This is a genomic window from Kiloniella litopenaei, assembly GCF_000982415.1.
Taxonomy (GTDB): domain Bacteria; phylum Pseudomonadota; class Alphaproteobacteria; order Kiloniellales; family Kiloniellaceae; genus Kiloniella; species Kiloniella litopenaei.
On sequence record NZ_LANI01000018.1, the window covers coordinates 19,986 to 34,987 of the forward strand.

19 protein-coding genes are annotated in these 15,002 nt (G+C 44.3%); 12 read left to right on the forward strand and 7 right to left on the reverse strand.

The window, feature by feature from the left end; all coding sequences use genetic code 11:
• Positions 1 to 6: 6 nt before the first annotated feature.
• Both flgG and flgF read right to left on the reverse strand, forming a co-directional pair.
• Entirely contained in the window at positions 7 to 792 is a 786-nt protein-coding gene (flgG, locus tag WH95_RS11895; RefSeq protein ID WP_046507427.1) for a flagellar basal-body rod protein FlgG, read from the reverse strand.
• A gap of 13 nt (positions 793 to 805) precedes the next feature.
• The gene (flgF, locus tag WH95_RS11900; protein ID WP_046507430.1) at positions 806 to 1,534 is read right to left on the reverse strand and encodes a flagellar basal-body rod protein FlgF; all 729 of its coding nucleotides are present in this window, start codon (positions 1,532 to 1,534) and stop codon (positions 806 to 808) included.
• A gap of 448 nt (positions 1,535 to 1,982) precedes the next feature.
• Here flgF and WH95_RS11905 point away from each other — a divergent pair, with 448 nt between their 5' ends.
• From WH95_RS11905 to WH95_RS11945, 9 genes are all read left to right on the forward strand, one after another.
• Positions 1,983 to 2,507: a flagellar basal body-associated FliL family protein gene (locus tag WH95_RS11905; protein WP_046507432.1), complete on the forward strand. Its 525-nt coding sequence runs from the start codon at positions 1,983 to 1,985 to the stop codon at positions 2,505 to 2,507.
• Between the two features lie 15 nt (positions 2,508 to 2,522).
• Positions 2,523 to 3,611, forward strand: a complete 1,089-nt coding sequence (fliM, locus tag WH95_RS11910) for a flagellar motor switch protein FliM (RefSeq protein ID WP_046507435.1) — start codon at positions 2,523 to 2,525, stop codon at positions 3,609 to 3,611.
• Between the two features lie 3 nt (positions 3,612 to 3,614).
• Positions 3,615 to 4,118: a DUF6468 domain-containing protein gene (locus tag WH95_RS20635; protein ID WP_052741985.1), complete on the forward strand. Its 504-nt coding sequence runs from the start codon at positions 3,615 to 3,617 to the stop codon at positions 4,116 to 4,118.
• Between the two features lie 12 nt (positions 4,119 to 4,130).
• On the forward strand, positions 4,131 to 4,850 hold the full coding sequence (locus WH95_RS11920; RefSeq protein ID WP_046507437.1) for a MotE family protein: 720 nt from the start codon (positions 4,131 to 4,133) through the stop codon (positions 4,848 to 4,850).
• 240 nt (positions 4,851 to 5,090) lie between these two features.
• The gene (locus tag WH95_RS11925) at positions 5,091 to 5,480 is read left to right on the forward strand and encodes a response regulator (RefSeq protein ID WP_046507440.1); all 390 of its coding nucleotides are present in this window, start codon (positions 5,091 to 5,093) and stop codon (positions 5,478 to 5,480) included.
• 11 nt (positions 5,481 to 5,491) lie between these two features.
• Entirely contained in the window at positions 5,492 to 6,142 is a 651-nt protein-coding gene (locus WH95_RS11930; RefSeq protein WP_046507443.1) for a protein phosphatase CheZ, read from the forward strand.
• Between the two features lie 5 nt (positions 6,143 to 6,147).
• On the forward strand, positions 6,148 to 6,834 hold the full coding sequence (locus WH95_RS11935) for a flagellar motor protein MotB (RefSeq protein ID WP_046507445.1): 687 nt from the start codon (positions 6,148 to 6,150) through the stop codon (positions 6,832 to 6,834).
• The gene (locus WH95_RS11940) at positions 6,834 to 7,715 is read left to right on the forward strand and encodes a flagellar motor protein MotB (RefSeq protein WP_052741986.1); all 882 of its coding nucleotides are present in this window, start codon (positions 6,834 to 6,836) and stop codon (positions 7,713 to 7,715) included. Before WH95_RS11935 ends, WH95_RS11940 begins: the two co-directional genes overlap by 1 nt.
• Entirely contained in the window at positions 7,712 to 11,350 is a 3,639-nt protein-coding gene (locus WH95_RS11945) for a tetratricopeptide repeat protein (protein WP_157845951.1), read from the forward strand. Before WH95_RS11940 ends, WH95_RS11945 begins: the two co-directional genes overlap by 4 nt.
• 49 nt (positions 11,351 to 11,399) lie before the next feature.
• Here WH95_RS11945 and fliP read toward each other — a convergent pair whose 3' ends face one another.
• The 5 genes from fliP to csrA form a co-directional block, all read right to left on the reverse strand.
• Positions 11,400 to 12,152 carry a flagellar type III secretion system pore protein FliP gene (gene fliP / locus WH95_RS11950; protein ID WP_046507451.1) on the reverse strand — a complete coding sequence of 251 codons (753 nt, stop codon included), beginning with the start codon at positions 12,150 to 12,152 and terminating at the stop codon, positions 11,400 to 11,402.
• Entirely contained in the window at positions 12,149 to 12,505 is a 357-nt protein-coding gene (locus WH95_RS11955; protein WP_046507453.1) for a FliO/MopB family protein, read from the reverse strand. Before WH95_RS11955 ends, fliP begins: the two co-directional genes overlap by 4 nt.
• Positions 12,506 to 12,509: 4 nt before the next feature.
• The gene (locus WH95_RS11960; RefSeq protein WP_046507455.1) at positions 12,510 to 12,839 is read right to left on the reverse strand and encodes a hypothetical protein; all 330 of its coding nucleotides are present in this window, start codon (positions 12,837 to 12,839) and stop codon (positions 12,510 to 12,512) included.
• Positions 12,836 to 13,201: an EscU/YscU/HrcU family type III secretion system export apparatus switch protein gene (locus WH95_RS11965; RefSeq protein ID WP_204247778.1), complete on the reverse strand. Its 366-nt coding sequence runs from the start codon at positions 13,199 to 13,201 to the stop codon at positions 12,836 to 12,838. Before WH95_RS11965 ends, WH95_RS11960 begins: the two co-directional genes overlap by 4 nt.
• A 123-nt stretch (positions 13,202 to 13,324) precedes the next feature.
• Positions 13,325 to 13,552, reverse strand: coding sequence for a carbon storage regulator CsrA (gene csrA / locus WH95_RS11970; protein WP_046507458.1), 228 nt, complete (start codon positions 13,550 to 13,552; stop codon positions 13,325 to 13,327).
• 229 nt (positions 13,553 to 13,781) lie between these two features.
• Between csrA and WH95_RS11975 the strand changes: the two genes are divergently transcribed.
• The 3 genes from WH95_RS11975 to fliE are packed head-to-tail and all read left to right on the forward strand — an operon-like array spanning position 13,782 to position 14,981.
• Positions 13,782 to 14,183, forward strand: coding sequence for a flagellar basal body rod protein FlgB (locus WH95_RS11975; RefSeq protein WP_052741987.1), 402 nt, complete (start codon positions 13,782 to 13,784; stop codon positions 14,181 to 14,183).
• Positions 14,184 to 14,236: 53 nt separating this feature from the next.
• Positions 14,237 to 14,647, forward strand: a complete 411-nt coding sequence (flgC, locus tag WH95_RS11980; RefSeq protein ID WP_046507461.1) for a flagellar basal body rod protein FlgC — start codon at positions 14,237 to 14,239, stop codon at positions 14,645 to 14,647.
• A 25-nt stretch (positions 14,648 to 14,672) separates the two neighbouring features.
• Positions 14,673 to 14,981 (forward strand): flagellar hook-basal body complex protein FliE, encoded by a 309-nt coding sequence (fliE, locus tag WH95_RS11985; protein ID WP_046507463.1) that lies wholly within the window; start codon positions 14,673 to 14,675, stop codon positions 14,979 to 14,981.
• Positions 14,982 to 15,002: the final 21 nt, after the last annotated feature.

The following is a 15,002-nucleotide window of genomic DNA, read 5'->3' on the forward strand; positions in this document are numbered from 1 at the left end:
TCTCAATTATCTCAAGTTTGCAACAGAGCGCATCATTTCATCGGATGCAGTCAGAATTTTTGAATTCATTTCGTATGCACGTTGTGCGGTAATCAGGTTTGTGATTTCTGACACGGCATTGACGTTTGATGTCTCTAGTGCTCCTTGGAGAATGCTACCAAAACCTGTTGAGTTCGGTGCTCCATTGGTTGGTGCCCCCGAAGCAGGCGTTTCAAGGAAGTAATTGTCTCCGATAGCTTCTAAACCAGCTTCGTTGGGGAATATCGCAAGATCAAACTGTCCGGCTAGTGCGGCGTTAACCTGGCCATCAAGCTTTACGTAAACTTCCCCGGCAGAGTTAATTGAAATTGATACTGCGTTAGTTGGAACATTAATGCCTGGCTGAACGGTGTAGCCATCCGGTGTTACAATGTCGCCAGTTGGTGATAGCTGAAGTGCACCAGCACGTGTGTACCCGGTTTCTCCGCTTGGTAGCTCTACATTGAAGTAACCTTCTCCGTTAATGGCAACATCAAGCGAGTTGTCTGTAATGTTCATTTCACCCTGACTGGTGATGCGATAGGTTGCAGATGGCTTCACACCCAAACCGAGCTGGATACCTGTCGGGACAACAGTGCCGGTGTCGGAAGAATTTGTCCCCACACGACGCAGATTTTGATAGAGTAAATCGCTGAATTCTGCGCGCTGACGCTTAAAGCCCGTGGTGTTTAAGTTGGCGATGTTATTTGAAATAACTTCAACATTAAGCTGTTGGGCCAGCATTCCAGTTGCACCGATGTTTAATGATCTCATTTTGCGGCTCCTGTTAAACTTTTAAACTGGCCAGTGACTGAATGGCTTTTAGCTGGCGGTCATGTTCTTGTTTGATGAATTTAGCCATTGATGTGTAGCTACGTGTCGTGTCGATCAGCCGGGTCATTTCAATGACGCCTTGCACATTAGAGCCTTCGATCGCTCCTTGGATAATTTCCCCCGCGACTTGATCAATTGGTTCTTGATTGTCTGCGGTACTGAAAACGCTCCCGGCTTCTTTTACGAGAAGTTGTTCATCTTCAAAATCAACGGTTTTAAGGCGTCCTGCGGTACCAGCACTGGAAGATATAGTGCCATCTCTTGTGATTGTAATATCAGTTGCCGTCGCTGGGATTGATATGGGTGCATCGCCATCGCTTAGGACGATATAGCCTTCTGATGTAACAAGTTCTCCGTCCGGGCTCAGCTTAAAGGAGCCGTTTCGTGTGTAGCGGTCTTCGCCGTCAACTTCTACGGTAAAATACCCTCTGCCGGAAATAGCAACATCAAGGGGATTATCCGTTGTATGAAGTTGCCCCTCTGCAAGGTTTCTTACTAATCGCAGATCTTGTGTGAAGCTAAGGTTTTCACCAGTTTTTGTATCTTTTAGATACTCGACGAACATCATGCCTTCGTTCTTGTAGGCATTGGTGTTCATGTTCGCAACATTGTTGGCAATGATCGACATTTCTCTGCCGAGGGCCATTTGCCTTGAAAGTGCTATATAACTGGGGTTTTCCATCCTGGATACATCCTTGTCATCTTGAATTTGCCCTAGTCAATGCATGATGTGTGCCAATTAGATGAGGCGCTGGAAAATATAGATAAACTAGGCTCGTGACAGGGAATGGACACTGTTGGTGCTGCTTTAGTTGGTTAAGAATTTCCGGTATAGGGCAACATTTACCGCCAGGGGGTATTTTGCGGTCCTTGATGGGGTGGTTCGGTTGATTAGAGGGGAAAGTAAGTGAGGTTCTATAAAGGGCAGACGCGCTATCTCGTGTTGGGTAGATATTAACACTTTTCGATTAAGCTGGTTTCAGATACAAATTATTTAAGGGACAGTTTATATGTTATGGCGGTGTTTTTCCTGATAAGTATCTGATTTATCGTCCATACTACTTAACGACTTTTTAACCATCTTCACCCCTTATTAATGGGGTATTTTAATTGGAGGCTTATATCAGCATATGACTGATGAATCTGTTGGAGAAGAAGAACTAGAGGTCGAAGCACGTCCCAAGGGCGGGATGTCGGGAAAGAAGCTCGTTCTTTTTTTCATATTGCCTTTATTGCTTATTCTTATTGCAGGCGCTGGTGCCTATTTCACAGGTATGCTTGATTCTTTGCTTGGTAAAGAAGAAGTCGCTGAAGAAGAGGTCGTTGAAGAAGTTATTCCCGCACACGGCCCGGCTGCCTTTTATGATGTGCCGGAACTGTTAGTTAACCTCAACTCTTCGGGTAACAAAAAACATTTCTTGAAAATTACAATTAGTCTGGAACTGGAAGCACAGACAGATATTCCCGGTATTGAAGCAGTGATGCCAAGGATCGTGGATAATTTTCAGGTTTATTTAAGAGAACTTAGAATTGAGGATTTGAGTGGGTCGGCTGGCATCCAGCGATTGAGAGAAGAATTACTCCTTCGTGTCAATGCTGCGGCTGCACCTATAAAAGTGAAAGATGTATTATTTCAGGAAATGCTGGTACAGTAACCTGTAAGGTAAAAAATGGCTGACGAAACGGAAGAAGAAGTCGATCAGGAAGCCATGATGGCCGAATGGGAGGCCATGGCGGATGAAGACGCGGACGATGTGGATGATGTTTTCGACGAAGGCGAAGACAACCCTGGGGGTACGCGTGTTCTAGACCAAAGCGAAATTGACAGTTTGTTGGGTGTCGATGCTGGCGATGATGACGGTGGCGATAATTCGGGCATCCAGGCAATTCTCAATTCTGCGTTGGTTTCCTATGAACGTCTGCCGATGTTGGATATTGTTTTTGACCGCTTGGTCCGAATGATGTCCACGTCCTTGCGTAACTTTACTTCAGATAACGTAGAAGTGAGTTTGGACAATATAACCTCGGCCCGTTTTGGTGATTATCTAAATTCTATTCCTTTGCCCGCGATGTTGACAGTCTTCAAGGCTGAGGAATGGGATAACTATGGTTTGATGACCGTTGATTCCGCCTTGATATATTCAATTGTTGACGTGCTGCTTGGCGGGCGGCGTGGCACAGCGGCCATGAGAATTGAAGGACGTCCCTATACAACAATTGAACGTAATCTGATCCAGAGACTTGCGCATGTTGTGCTTGCTGACCTGTCGAGTGCGTTTGATCCTCTTTCTCCGGTTACCTTCAGGTTTGATCGACTGGAAACAAACCCGCGTTTTGCAACAATTGCACGCCACGAGAATGCGGCGATTGTTATTACATTGCGTGTGGATATGGAAGATCGAGGCGGACGTGTTGAGCTTCTGATCCCCTATGCAACGCTTGAACCTGTACGCGAACTGTTGCTTCAAATGTTTATGGGTGAAAAGTTTGGCCGTGATTCAATTTGGGAAGGGCATCTGACTGCGGAGCTATGGCAGACGGACGTTTCTATCCTTGCCGTGTTAGAACAGGTCAACATATCGCTTGGGGATGTGATGAACTGGAAAGTCGGGGATACAATGGATTTGACCGTTTCTCCGGAATCCCTTGTCGAGCTGCGATGCGGGGATGTTTCTATGTTCAAGGGAAACATGGGGCGTAAAAGTGGGAACATTGCTGTAAAGATTGCCAATAAAATTGTGCGCGATGATGGCGAATAAACGATGTTAGATTTGTCGAATATAGAGCTTGGTTTTAATATTCTGGTTGCAATCCTGTTGGTTGCAACAATTATCTATGCGGTAATTTTAAATAAAAAATTGGATGCTTTGCGCGAAGCAAAGACCGAAATGGAAGGTTTGATTGTCTCGTTTTCCGAGACAACGGCAAAGGCTGAAAGAAGCTTGGCCGAATTTAAGGCACATGCATCTGATACAGGATCTGGATTGAAGGAAAATACGGCCAAAGCGGACGGAATTTTATCTGATCTGAGCTATTTAGTCGATCGGGCAGAGATTGTCGCCGATCGCTTGGAAGAAGATCTTGGCCTGGCAAGACAGAAATCCCCCGAGACGGTTTTACCAAAAGGGGTAAAGCCCGGTGATGTCAAAAGCGACGTGGGAAAAAATCGTAAACAGGATGCTGGTAATGATAAATCAGCTGCGGCAAAAAGAGATCTTTCCCCGGCTGCCGAAGACCTTTTGAAAACCCTCAAGGGCATGCGTTAAGGAGAATTTACTATGCGTTTGCTGCCAATATTAATTGCTGTGTCTTCATTGACATTGGTTGTGAAAGCGGGGGGCGTGTGGGAAGGCTTTAACCAAACGGGTGAGGCTTTTGCCCAAGAAACACCTGAAACAGATCAGAAAACAGAAGATGCAGCGGCAACAGAAGCGCCTGATGATAATGCGGTAGATGCAAATAAAAATGCTGAAGAGACTGCTGAGGGGGCTGAGCCAGAAGAAACACCTGAAACTGCGTCAGTTGAGGAGGACCCAAAGGGTATTCCTGTGGTTCAGGGAATTGAAGCCGATCCTTTTTCAATGACAGATGAAGAAATTGAATTATTACAATCTTTGTCTGCGAGAAGAGAGCAGCTTGAAACTCGGGAACGGGATGTTGAGCAAAGAGAAACTCTTTTGCTCGCAGCAGAACGCAGAATTGATGAGAAAATTGCTGAATTGGGCAAGCTTCAGAATACAATTGAAGGTTTGATTGTTCAACACGATGAGCAAAGTGAAAAACAAATGCTCAGCCTGGTCAAAATTTATGAAAGTATGAAGCCTAAAGATGCGGCCAGAATCTTTGAAGAATTGGATATGGTTGTTCTTCTTGAAGTGGTTGAACGCATGAAAGAAAGAAAGACAGCACCGATTCTAGCGAGTATGAACCCGAAAAGAGCAAAAGCTATTACGTTAGAGTTAGCGCAAAGACGGGAATTGCCCCTATCTAAAGAGTAATCGAATCCCGATAAAGATTTATGGTTAATTTTTTGAATTGCCAGTTCGAAATACTGAATCAGCCCTGTATCCATTGAGATACGGGGCTTTTGTTTTGTTCTTGTCCCAAGTTTTTTGAAAATAAAAGCCTAAGATCTTGAAAAGCTGTGGTTTGTTTACACTGCGTTAATTCTATGCTGATAGCTTGAAATCACAATTTAAGCGAATGTGTGTGCAAGAGAGATAGTTAAGGAGTTGCTGATGTCGGATGTCGACATGAATATGCCAATCCTCATCGTGGATGATTATAAAACCATGTTGCGTATTGTGCGCAATTTGCTCAAGCAGCTAGGCTTCAACAATGTTGATGAAGCGACAGATGGCAGCAGTGCGTTACAAAAGTTACGTGGTAAGCAATATAGTCTGGTTATTTCCGATTGGAATATGGAGCCAATGAGCGGCCTTCAGTTGCTGAAAGAGTGTCGTGCAGATGCCCATTTGAAGGATTTGTCCTTCATTATGGTTACGGCTGAAAGTAAAACTGAAAACGTTATCGCGGCAAAACAGGCGGGTGTGAACAATTATATTGTGAAACCTTTCAATGCAGCGACCCTTAAAAAGAAGTTGATCGCAGTACTCGGAAACTTCTAGAGGTTGATGTTATGACCAACTCGGTCAGAGAAGAGTTACTCGAGAAACTAAAGGCTTTTGACAGTAATGCGCAGGATACAGATCTTGAAGCATTAGTGGATAGCCTGTTGCAGAACTTTGGTGAGGATGCAGTTGAAACCAATCACAAGCTGTTGGCCGAGATTGGTTCCGTTGCAAGTTATATTCACGATATGAAGACGCAGCTGGCTTCTTTACGACCTGATGAAATCAAGAGTGACTTTCTCCCGACCGCGGCTGATGAATTGGATGCTATTGTGGGGGCGACTGAACAAGCCACCCACAACATCCTTTCCGCTATGGAAACTTTGGAAGAAGTTTCTGAGAAGCTTGAGGATGCCGCCCTTACTGATCAAGTGAATGACGCTGTGACCCAAGTGTACGAGGCCTGTAGTTTCCAAGATATAACAGGACAACGTATTTCAAGAGTTGTGAATGCTCTTCAACATGTTGAAATTAAAGTTGATAAATTACTTGGTGCATTTGGCGGTGAGGAATTTTTACCGGACAATACAGGTGGCAAGCCAACTCCAAAGCGAGCTGATGGAGTGGAGAGACCAGATGAAGATCTACTGAATGGCCCCCAGCTTCCTGGTGAAGGTGTTAGCCAGGATGACATCGATGCACTAATGGGGTTTGATTAGTTGATATGCTTGGCCCTTTATTTCGCAGACGCCAAGAAGATGGCGATCGGAATTATGTCGCCTTATTAAGCCTTAAGCTCTTGCTTTTGGCTTTTTTCATTATGCTAAATGCGATTTCTTCATACGAAGAAGAAAAAGCCCGGGCAGTTCTTGAATCCGTTAATAATACGTTCCGGGGTGATGCCAGTCATATGGAACGACATGCTTCTTTTGATCAGGCTTTAGATAATCTTGATGATAAAGCTGATCTTGTAACTGAAATTGAAAGACTTTTTGAAACGACAATTCCTGCTGTAGAGAGAGAGCAGGGAAGTACTCAAAATTTTTTACGTCTAAAATTGCCCACTGAAGCTTTGTTTTACCGTGATGAAGTCGAACTTGCTTCAGGGCGCGAGCTTTTGCTGAAAAGATTAGCTGCATCCTTAAAAAAAATAGATATTGATGGCGGTTATTACGAATTAGAGTTTCTGTATGGTACATCTGCTCGCAGTGATGGACAAAAAAGCTCTATTAATTTGATGTTAAAGCGACTGGAAGTGGTTGCAATCGAAGTATTGGGTACTGGTATAGCAAAAGAGAGATTTGCAGTCGGATTACAGCCAGAAGAAGTTGGCAATGTTTTTGTTGTTATTCGGTTATATGATCAAGCGCCACCTAATATCACCTTTAGCTCTTTTCGAGAGGAAAGGTAATGGCAAGAAAGGGACAAGGTAATAACACGCGGGATGGAAAGCCGGGAACTGCACAGGCAGATAAAATTTACGAAGAAGGTAAAGAAGGTGTTGGGGACGGATCTGTAGAGGCAAGTTCTGAGAGTAGTGGTACGGCTGATGCCGTTGGAATGAAATTTTTTGTCGATCGTAGACAGAATGAGCAGGCAGTTTCTGTTAATTACGGATCAAGTTGGATGGTCACCTTCACGGACCTTGTTGCGTTAATGCTCACTTTTTTTGTTTTACTCTATTCCATGTCCGTGATGGAAGAGAAGCAATGGCGGAATTTGGTTGATTCCCTATCAAGCCATTTAAAAATAGAGCGGGTTGTTGCTGAACCCAAGCCAGCTAAAAGTTTAACGATGGAACCTGTTGATTTTATTCCAGGTGAAGATCTGGATTATTTACAGGCCCTGTTATCTGAAAAATTCAAGGCGGATACAGATTTATCCCAAGCTATCCTCACAAGGTTAGACGACCGGGTTGTTGTTTCTGTGCCTGGCGATTTATTGTTTTCCACGGGCGCGACAGAGCCAATGGAAGCGGCGCAACCAGTCTTGCGGCGCTTGGGTAGAATTTTTCAAAATATCAGTAATAAGATTGAGATAGCTGGGCATGCTGATCCTGCTGTCCCTTCTGGTGAGCAGGAATATCAGACTAATTGGCCTTTGTCAGTTGCTCGGGCTGACTATGTTGCTGGTTTATTAGAAAAATCTGGATATAAAAGCACAATTCTGTCGCGCGGGTATGGTGATTCGCGTTATGATGAAATAACCGATAAGTTATCCGAAGACCAAAGGAAAAAGCTCGCGCGCCGTGTTGATATTATTGTGCATTCCTATGCAGGAGAGAATGGGTGATTAAAACGCTATGCCAAATAGTTATGGCAGGGGCGTTTTTGTTATTTTTTTCTTCAGCTCCTTATGCCCAGGATATTCCTGTTAGAACAGGTATTCATCCGGGGTACGGTCGTATCGTTTTTGATTGGCCAGAGCAGGTTGGCTATGATGCAAAAATACGCCAGCGAGAATTGATTGTTCAGTTTGATAAGGCAGGTAATTATCAACTGGATAACGTTCTTTTGGGTATTAAAGGATACACAGGGAAACCGATAGTTGATCCAACCAAAAAGACACTAACCTTTCCGTTACTTGATGATTTCTCTCTGAAGACATTTACTGCCGGCCCTAAAGTTATTATTGATCTGCAAGTCGATCTAAATGCAGACAACAGTAATGAGGTTGCAAAAGAATCAAGCGCCCCACCAGTGTCTGGCGTTGGGTTTAGATTTGCAGAACATCCAGATTATAACAGACTGGTTTTTGACTGGCCTCAAAAGGTACAGGGTGCGATTTCTCAAGCGGATGACAAATTAACTGTACGTTTTGATAAAGGTGCAACAGTTGACCTTGGTAAGTTAAATAAACAAAAAATGCCGTTTGTTCAAAACGGTCGAGTTATCGCAACCAGTCCAAAGCTAACAGTTGAGTTTGGCTTGGCTCCAGAAGTTCAGGCTCGAATTTTTAATGTTGGGCCGAAGTCAGTTATTGACCTAAAGGTCGGGACTGCAAAGAAAACAGCTTCATCAGATAAAAAAATAAATGAAGTTCAAAGCGAAGAAAAAACCGGGCCTGTTGATGGCAACAAAAAACAGGTGAATGAAAATAATAAAAACGAGAACATTGAAACTGTAAAATCAGCGCAAAAGAAGCCCGCAACAGCATCAAATGAGCCGCCATCTTCTCTTCCCAAATTAGAAGAATTAGCCGGCCCCGGCCCCTTATCTCTTTTACCCAAGCCAACTGGTGTTGATACGCCAAGTACCGCGGCTCCCCGAAAAGGAGAGCAACAACCCGAGGTGGTTGCACAGGCTGCCCCTAAAGATGACATCACAACTAACGTTGAGACGAAAAGTAGTTCTGAAGATATCACTCCTCCCTCTCCTCAAGAAGGGGGGGATGCAAATAAGGGTAATACAAAAAAACGGCTTTCAAGTCCTCAGGGAAATCAAGGGCCTGTTAAGTTATCAGAATTTAAACTAGTGGATGCCCCTGAAACGGATGATCCTGATACTGAACGGTCCATAGAGCAAGATCTGGTTACCTTGACGGAACCCCTTGAAATACCCAATCTTGTTCCACCTCCTGGACGATCTGCTGATCTGCTGCCACCCACTATTTTGAATTTTAATTGGAAAGAAGAAACGGGCGCGGTTGTTTTCCGTCGAGGAGAACATTTATGGCTCGTCTTTGATCGGGAAGGTCCTGATAATCTGGCTGAAGCCATTGAGGCCATGGTGCCGCATTTTGCCCCGGTTGATACGCAACCTGTTGCTGGTGCAACAGTTGTTCGCTTAACCGCGCCAGCAACTCAGGTGCCTCGTTTAAGTAAACAGGATAACACTTGGACCATTGATATTCGTCGGCGATCCTCACTGCCAGTCCAGGCTATTTCAAATGTTCTTGGGGAAGGGGAAAATGGGCCCGAAGTCCGTTTTCTCGTGAAATCGGTTAGCCGCTTGTTGTCGCTTTCTCACCCAGAGCTTGGTGACAGGTTAATTGTTGCGCCGATCGGAGAACCAAACCTGGGCTCATCTGATATTGATGAATTTCCTCAATTCAGATCATTACCTTCTTATCAAGGTGTCGTGTTACAACCGACTGCAGAGGGGTTGGTGGTTGCATTGACATCGCGCGCGGTTGTCGTTCGTAGCCGCGACCAGTTAATTGTATCCGACGAGACTGCCCGTTCTCTGCCCCGAAGTGGAGAAGTGAGACCGTCACCTCCTATAAGAATGCTTAATTTGGAAGCTGATCGTCTGGGGACGGAAGACGATTATTTAAGAAACTTACAAGAACTTCAACGTGCCGCGGTTGAAACAACTGGTATGCAACAGGGCTTGGCGCGCTTAGATCTCGCCCGGTTCTTTTTTGCACATGGAAGAGTTGCCGAAGCTGCTGGGATGCTGAAGCTAATAGGCCAGGAAAATCGACGGTTAAGTGATGATCCGTCTTATCAGCTATTGCTGGGGGCGACCCAGTTTTTGAGCGATAAGTTTGACGAAGCACAGAAAACCCTCTCTAGTCCTGTATTGGCTGGTGAATGGGAAGCAAACCTGTGGCAGGCTGCACTGGCGGCCGCCGGACAAGATTGGGGCCCTGCGGCTATCGGATTTTCAGAAACCGAGACACTAATAGATGATTTTCCACAAAATATCCGAAACAAGCTTTACTTGCTTGCAGCTGATTCCAAGTTACATGTTGGGGATACCGGAAGTGCAAGCCTGCTAATAGGCAAAGTTCTATCCAGTGAACCAACGGATTTTGAAAAAGCCCAGGCCGATTATCTGGAAGGTCAGCGACAACTCCAGGATGGTTTCCCTGAAGAGGCACGTACAATATGGAAGGGCTTGAAATATAACAGGCACCGCCCGACAAGTGCGAGAGCACGACATGCTCTGACCAAGCTTGATATAGACGAAGGAACAATTACTCAGGAAGAGGGTATTGAACAGCTAGAACAGCTCAGGTTTGCCTGGCGTGGGGATAAGTTTGAGTTCGCTATTTTGAGTGAATTGGGGGATCGTTATGCTGATGAGCTGGATTTCCGAAAAAGTTTACATTCTCTGCGTCAGGCTGCGTCTTATTTTCCACATTCAGAGCGCGCAGATAAAATTGCGAAACGCATGCAGGAAATTTTCGAGGGTATGTATGTCGAGGATGGTGGCAAGAGAATACCCCCGTTATCTTCTATTGCGTTGTATGAGGAGTTCAAAGAACTAACGCCTCTTGGGGATAAAGGGGATACCATGATCACCAAGTTGGCAGATCGTCTGGTTGATGTCGATTTGCTTGAACAAGCGGGTAATTTGCTTGAAGAACAAATTGAGTTTAGGCTTGAAGGAGAAGAAAAAGCCCGGGTTGGAAACCGATTGGCGCTTATCCGGTTGCTAGATAAAAGTGCAGAAGAAAGTCTTGTCGCTTTAGATACGACCAAGAGTGACAAGATGTCTGATGATTTGGCTCAACAGAGATTACATTTAAGGGCGAGGGCTTTGGCAGAGCTTTCCAAAGAGGAAGAAGCTCTTGGTCTGTTGACAGATGACGAAAGCCTGGATGCTTTGCGTTTAAAGGCAGATATCCTCTGGAAACAGCGGAAATGGGAAAAAGCGGGGAAAATATTGGGTAAATTAATTCCGGCTTCTCCGCCAGAGGACAGAACTTTGAATGATAAAGAAAGCCAGGCTGTTATTAACCTGGCTATTGCTCAAACCCTTTCCGAAGATAACGAAGGACTTAAACTGTTGAGAGACAGTTACAGTTCTATCATGAGTAAAGGGCCGCATAGCGATACATTCAAGCTTTTGACAAACAGTTTGAATTCCGGGTCGGTGACTTCTATCGCAGAAGAACTAAAGCAAATTTCTCAAGTCCAGGCGTTTATGGATCAATACAGAAGCAGGCTTAAGTCTTCCCCCCTAAGTGAAATTAATTAGTATATTTTTATATGCATTGTTGATTTCGGGGGTTAGCATAGGGCCTTAACTATCCGAAGCTTCGAACCAAACTGCCTGCAATTAAATACCAGCCATCAACCATAACAAAGAAAATCAGCTTAAATGGTAGCGAAAGCATAATTGGGGGCAGCATCATCATACCCATCGACATCAAAACGGAAGCAACGACCATATCTATGATCAAAAAAGGTAAAAATATTAGAAAGCCAATTTCGAAAGCACGTCTTAATTCACTGATCATAAAGGCGGGTATGAGCGCCCGGAGAGGGGTTGCTGATGGTTCTGCGACTTCCCCGGTCTCAGCCAAATCAAGGAAAAGACGTAAGTCTTTTTCTCTTACATGTTGCAACATGAAGTCTCTGATTGGCCCTGTGCCTCTGTCCCAGGCCTCTATTTCGGAAATCTCTTCATCCACAAGAGGTCTAATGGCGTCCTGATAAACTTTTTCCATTGTCGGGGTCATAATGAAAGCGGTGAGAAAAAGGGCCAAACTGATTAGGACGGTATTGGGAGGGGCCTGTTGAATGCCCATTGCCGTACGAATAAAGGACAGGACAACAATAATTCTGGTAAAGGAAGTGACCATCATGAGGATGGCTGGTGCCAAGCTCAAAATGGTCAGTAAGGCCAACATTTGTAATATGCGACCACTTCCTGAGCCAAGTATTTCATTGTTCAAATCAAGTGTGAGTGCTTGCGCCCAGCTTTGGTCGGGAAAGAAAGAAAACCCGACAGTTAACAGTGTAACAACAATGATTTTTGGGCTGTTAATTTTTCTCATACCCCTGATCTTTCATCACTTTTTCCGCGTTTAGCCGCTTTGTCGTCGTTTAGAGGGGCTAACAGGTTATTTGGCTCGTCCAAAGGAACATCACAGGCAAGTGTATCGAGTAGAAGATCATTTGCGGCGCCAACCAAGACTAAATGTTCTTTGTTATCACATTGAATAAGAACGATTTTTCTTTTAGCGTCCAGCGGGCGGACTTCTTTGATGTGAATGCGTTTTTGTTTATTCCCTGTTATGGCAGGGCCGTGGCCTAAGCCTAATTTTTTTGCGATAATAGAAAAAGCAAAGATCAGGCCGATAATAAATATCAAGCTTAAGAAAAACTGGAAATAGTTACCATAATCCATTTAGCTATTTTTTTCCTGGCCGGTTAGCGCTTGTATAGGCTCGCGCTGCTTTGTTGTGGCTGGTGGTTTCTTTTATTTCGACCCGTACTTTATCCAAATTACTGTTGATTGTAATGGTAAGGTTATCAAGCTCTTCGATTAGCGCTAGTAACTTGGGGGATAATTTTGATCGTTCTGCGGGGGCGAGGTCTTGTAATTCCTGACACAAAAAATCGGTGACTTTGGGCAAATCAGTAACATCAAAGTCTTGGCCCGACTTGATCGTCGAATTGGCCAGAGAAATTTGCTGGGAAAGATGTGTTATCTGTTCCTGAAGTTCATTAAACTTGGTCATGACTGTTTTGGTGTTTCATCAAAAGGTTGTTTTTGTTCATCATAAACATAGTTTAGAATTGTGGCTACAGCTGTTAATGCTTCTAGGGGAATTTCACTTTCGAGTTCTACGTTAGCAAGGATTTGTGCCAGATCTGAATCTGTTCTGACTTTCACACCTTGGTCAAATGCGATCTGTAAGATTTGTTCTGCGACCTCACCTGACCCTTTTGCAATTACTTTGGTTTGCCCCGATGTACTTCGTTTCACGGCGACAGATAATTGTGGAGAAGGGGAGGGATCCGAAACAGAAAGGCCTTCATCTTGCGTGCTTGAAAACGAAGGCGGGAGCTTCTTTTGGTGGTCTTCGTTCATCACACTCATCGAGTTTACTCTAATGAAATCAGGAAATTCATTACTAGTTTGCCCTTTTATACTTAATGAAAGGTTATAAAGGAAAGGGCGCTGTATAAATTCAACAGTGTCTGTGTAAACGTGGTGGCAGGGTTATTCGTCTTCGGCCGTTAGATCAATTCCCAACATGTCTAAAGAGCCAGCCACAGCAGCTTTATTTTCTTCTTGAATACGTTCGTGCAGTTCTTGCCGAAGAACGGTCGCATCTTCTGGAAACGTGAAGCCAATCTTTACCGATTTCCCACGGATATCAACAACTTTGACTTCAATGTCGTTGTTGATGATGACAGATTCACCAATTTTCCGTGTAAGATATAACATCGTGGACGTCGGACTCCCTGTCCCTAGGTTGCCAAATGCTGACTTGTGTTGTTTTTATAACTACTTGTTCTATTGATAAGTTTATACGTGTATTTTTCAAATAGGTCGAGCCAAAGTTCTATTTTTATGTTATTTTTTGCTAGATTGGAAATTCGTTAACAGGTTATTAAGCCAGTGGGCGTATTATTCCGAGGGTTGTGGACCTTAGCGTTTATGAGGAGAGCCGACATTGGCTGATAAGCTGAAAATTACCGATGTTCTTGCCAGAAAAATGGATTGGCTGACACAGCGACAGGCTGTGATCTCTAAGAATATTGCGAATTCAGATACTCTGAACTATGTCCCATTGGATTTGAAAGATAATCATTTTAAGTCCTTGGTTAGTAGATCTGCACCTGTGATGGCACAAAAGTCCAGTCACGAGGGACACTTGTCGAGCAGTCCACTAAAGGGTGATCAAGCCCGGGCCGGTAAGGCAAAAGATATCTATGAGACGGCTCCGGCAGGTAATGCGGTTATTCTTGAAGAGCAAATGATCAAGATGTCACAAACCCAGTTGGATTATCAAGGCATGGTGCGCCTTTACAAGAAGCATCAGGAAATGTTCAAAATGGTCCTTAAGGGGCCATAAAATAGCCTGAGCGTTTTAATCTCTGGTGTTCATGAGTTTTAGGAAAGCAAGTTATGTCCGATCTTTACAAATCAATGCAGGTTTCTGCCTCAGGCATGAGAGCGCAAGGAACAAGGTTGCGCATTATTTCGGAAAATATTGCTAATGCTGATTCTGTTGCGCAAGAACCAGGTGGCGCCCCTTACCGCCGCAAAATGGTTTCTTTTGGCTCAGAATTGAACCGGGAACTCGGTGTTGAAAAAGTTGTTGTTAAAGACGTTCTTACCGATAAGTCAGAATTTAAAAGAGAATATTTACCGGGGCATCCAGCGGCTGATGAAGATGGATATGTGCTTCAGCCAAATGTGAACTCTCTTATCGAGATGACTGATATGCGTGAAGCCCAACGAAGTTTTGAAGCAAACTTACAGGCGATACAAGCGTCAAAAAGTATGTTGCAGCGTACTTTGGAAATACTTCAGTAACGCGGGTGTTAAGAGGATCTAAAAAATGGCTGTAAATTTTGTTGATGCAGTAAATGCTTACAACCAAGCTGCCGAGAAAGGGCTGGCTGGTAAAAAGAGCTCTTCTGATCCTGTTGGGGAAGACTTTGCCTCTACCCTGCGGGATGTTGCGACAGATACCTTGGCGACGATGCAAACAGCCGAAAACAAGACGTTAATGGCTGCCGCTGGTAAAGCAGATGTTACAGACGTTGTAACGGCGATGTCCGAAGCCGAAGTAACATTGCAAACGGTTGTTGCCGTACGTGATAAGGTTGTTCAGGCCTATCAGGAAATTTTAAGAATGCCAATTTGATTTGGCAGTTAAAGTAAAATT

Coding starts and splice junctions, on each gene's coding strand:
- WH95_RS11935 (WP_046507445.1), top strand. CDS start 6,148: ATGCTTGGCCCTTTATTTCGCAGACGCCAAGAAGATGGCGATCGGAAT.
- flgF (WP_046507430.1), bottom strand. CDS start 1,534: ATGGAAAACCCCAGTTATATAGCACTTTCAAGGCAAATGGCCCTCGGC.
- WH95_RS11925 (WP_046507440.1), top strand. CDS start 5,091: ATGTCGGATGTCGACATGAATATGCCAATCCTCATCGTGGATGATTAT.
- WH95_RS11905 (WP_046507432.1), top strand. CDS start 1,983: ATGACTGATGAATCTGTTGGAGAAGAAGAACTAGAGGTCGAAGCACGT.
- fliP (WP_046507451.1), bottom strand. CDS start 12,152: ATGAGAAAAATTAACAGCCCAAAAATCATTGTTGTTACACTGTTAACT.
- WH95_RS11960 (WP_046507455.1), bottom strand. CDS start 12,839: ATGACCAAGTTTAATGAACTTCAGGAACAGATAACACATCTTTCCCAG.
- fliE (WP_046507463.1), top strand. CDS start 14,673: ATGGCTGTAAATTTTGTTGATGCAGTAAATGCTTACAACCAAGCTGCC.
- flgG (WP_046507427.1), bottom strand. CDS start 792: ATGAGATCATTAAACATCGGTGCAACTGGAATGCTGGCCCAACAGCTT.
- flgC (WP_046507461.1), top strand. CDS start 14,237: ATGTCCGATCTTTACAAATCAATGCAGGTTTCTGCCTCAGGCATGAGA.
- WH95_RS11930 (WP_046507443.1), top strand. CDS start 5,492: ATGACCAACTCGGTCAGAGAAGAGTTACTCGAGAAACTAAAGGCTTTT.
- fliM (WP_046507435.1), top strand. CDS start 2,523: ATGGCTGACGAAACGGAAGAAGAAGTCGATCAGGAAGCCATGATGGCC.
- WH95_RS20635 (WP_052741985.1), top strand. CDS start 3,615: ATGTTAGATTTGTCGAATATAGAGCTTGGTTTTAATATTCTGGTTGCA.
- WH95_RS11940 (WP_052741986.1), top strand. CDS start 6,834: ATGGCAAGAAAGGGACAAGGTAATAACACGCGGGATGGAAAGCCGGGA.
- csrA (WP_046507458.1), bottom strand. CDS start 13,552: ATGTTATATCTTACACGGAAAATTGGTGAATCTGTCATCATCAACAAC.
- WH95_RS11920 (WP_046507437.1), top strand. CDS start 4,131: ATGCGTTTGCTGCCAATATTAATTGCTGTGTCTTCATTGACATTGGTT.
- WH95_RS11965 (WP_204247778.1), bottom strand. CDS start 13,201: ATGAGTGTGATGAACGAAGACCACCAAAAGAAGCTCCCGCCTTCGTTT.
- WH95_RS11955 (WP_046507453.1), bottom strand. CDS start 12,505: ATGGATTATGGTAACTATTTCCAGTTTTTCTTAAGCTTGATATTTATT.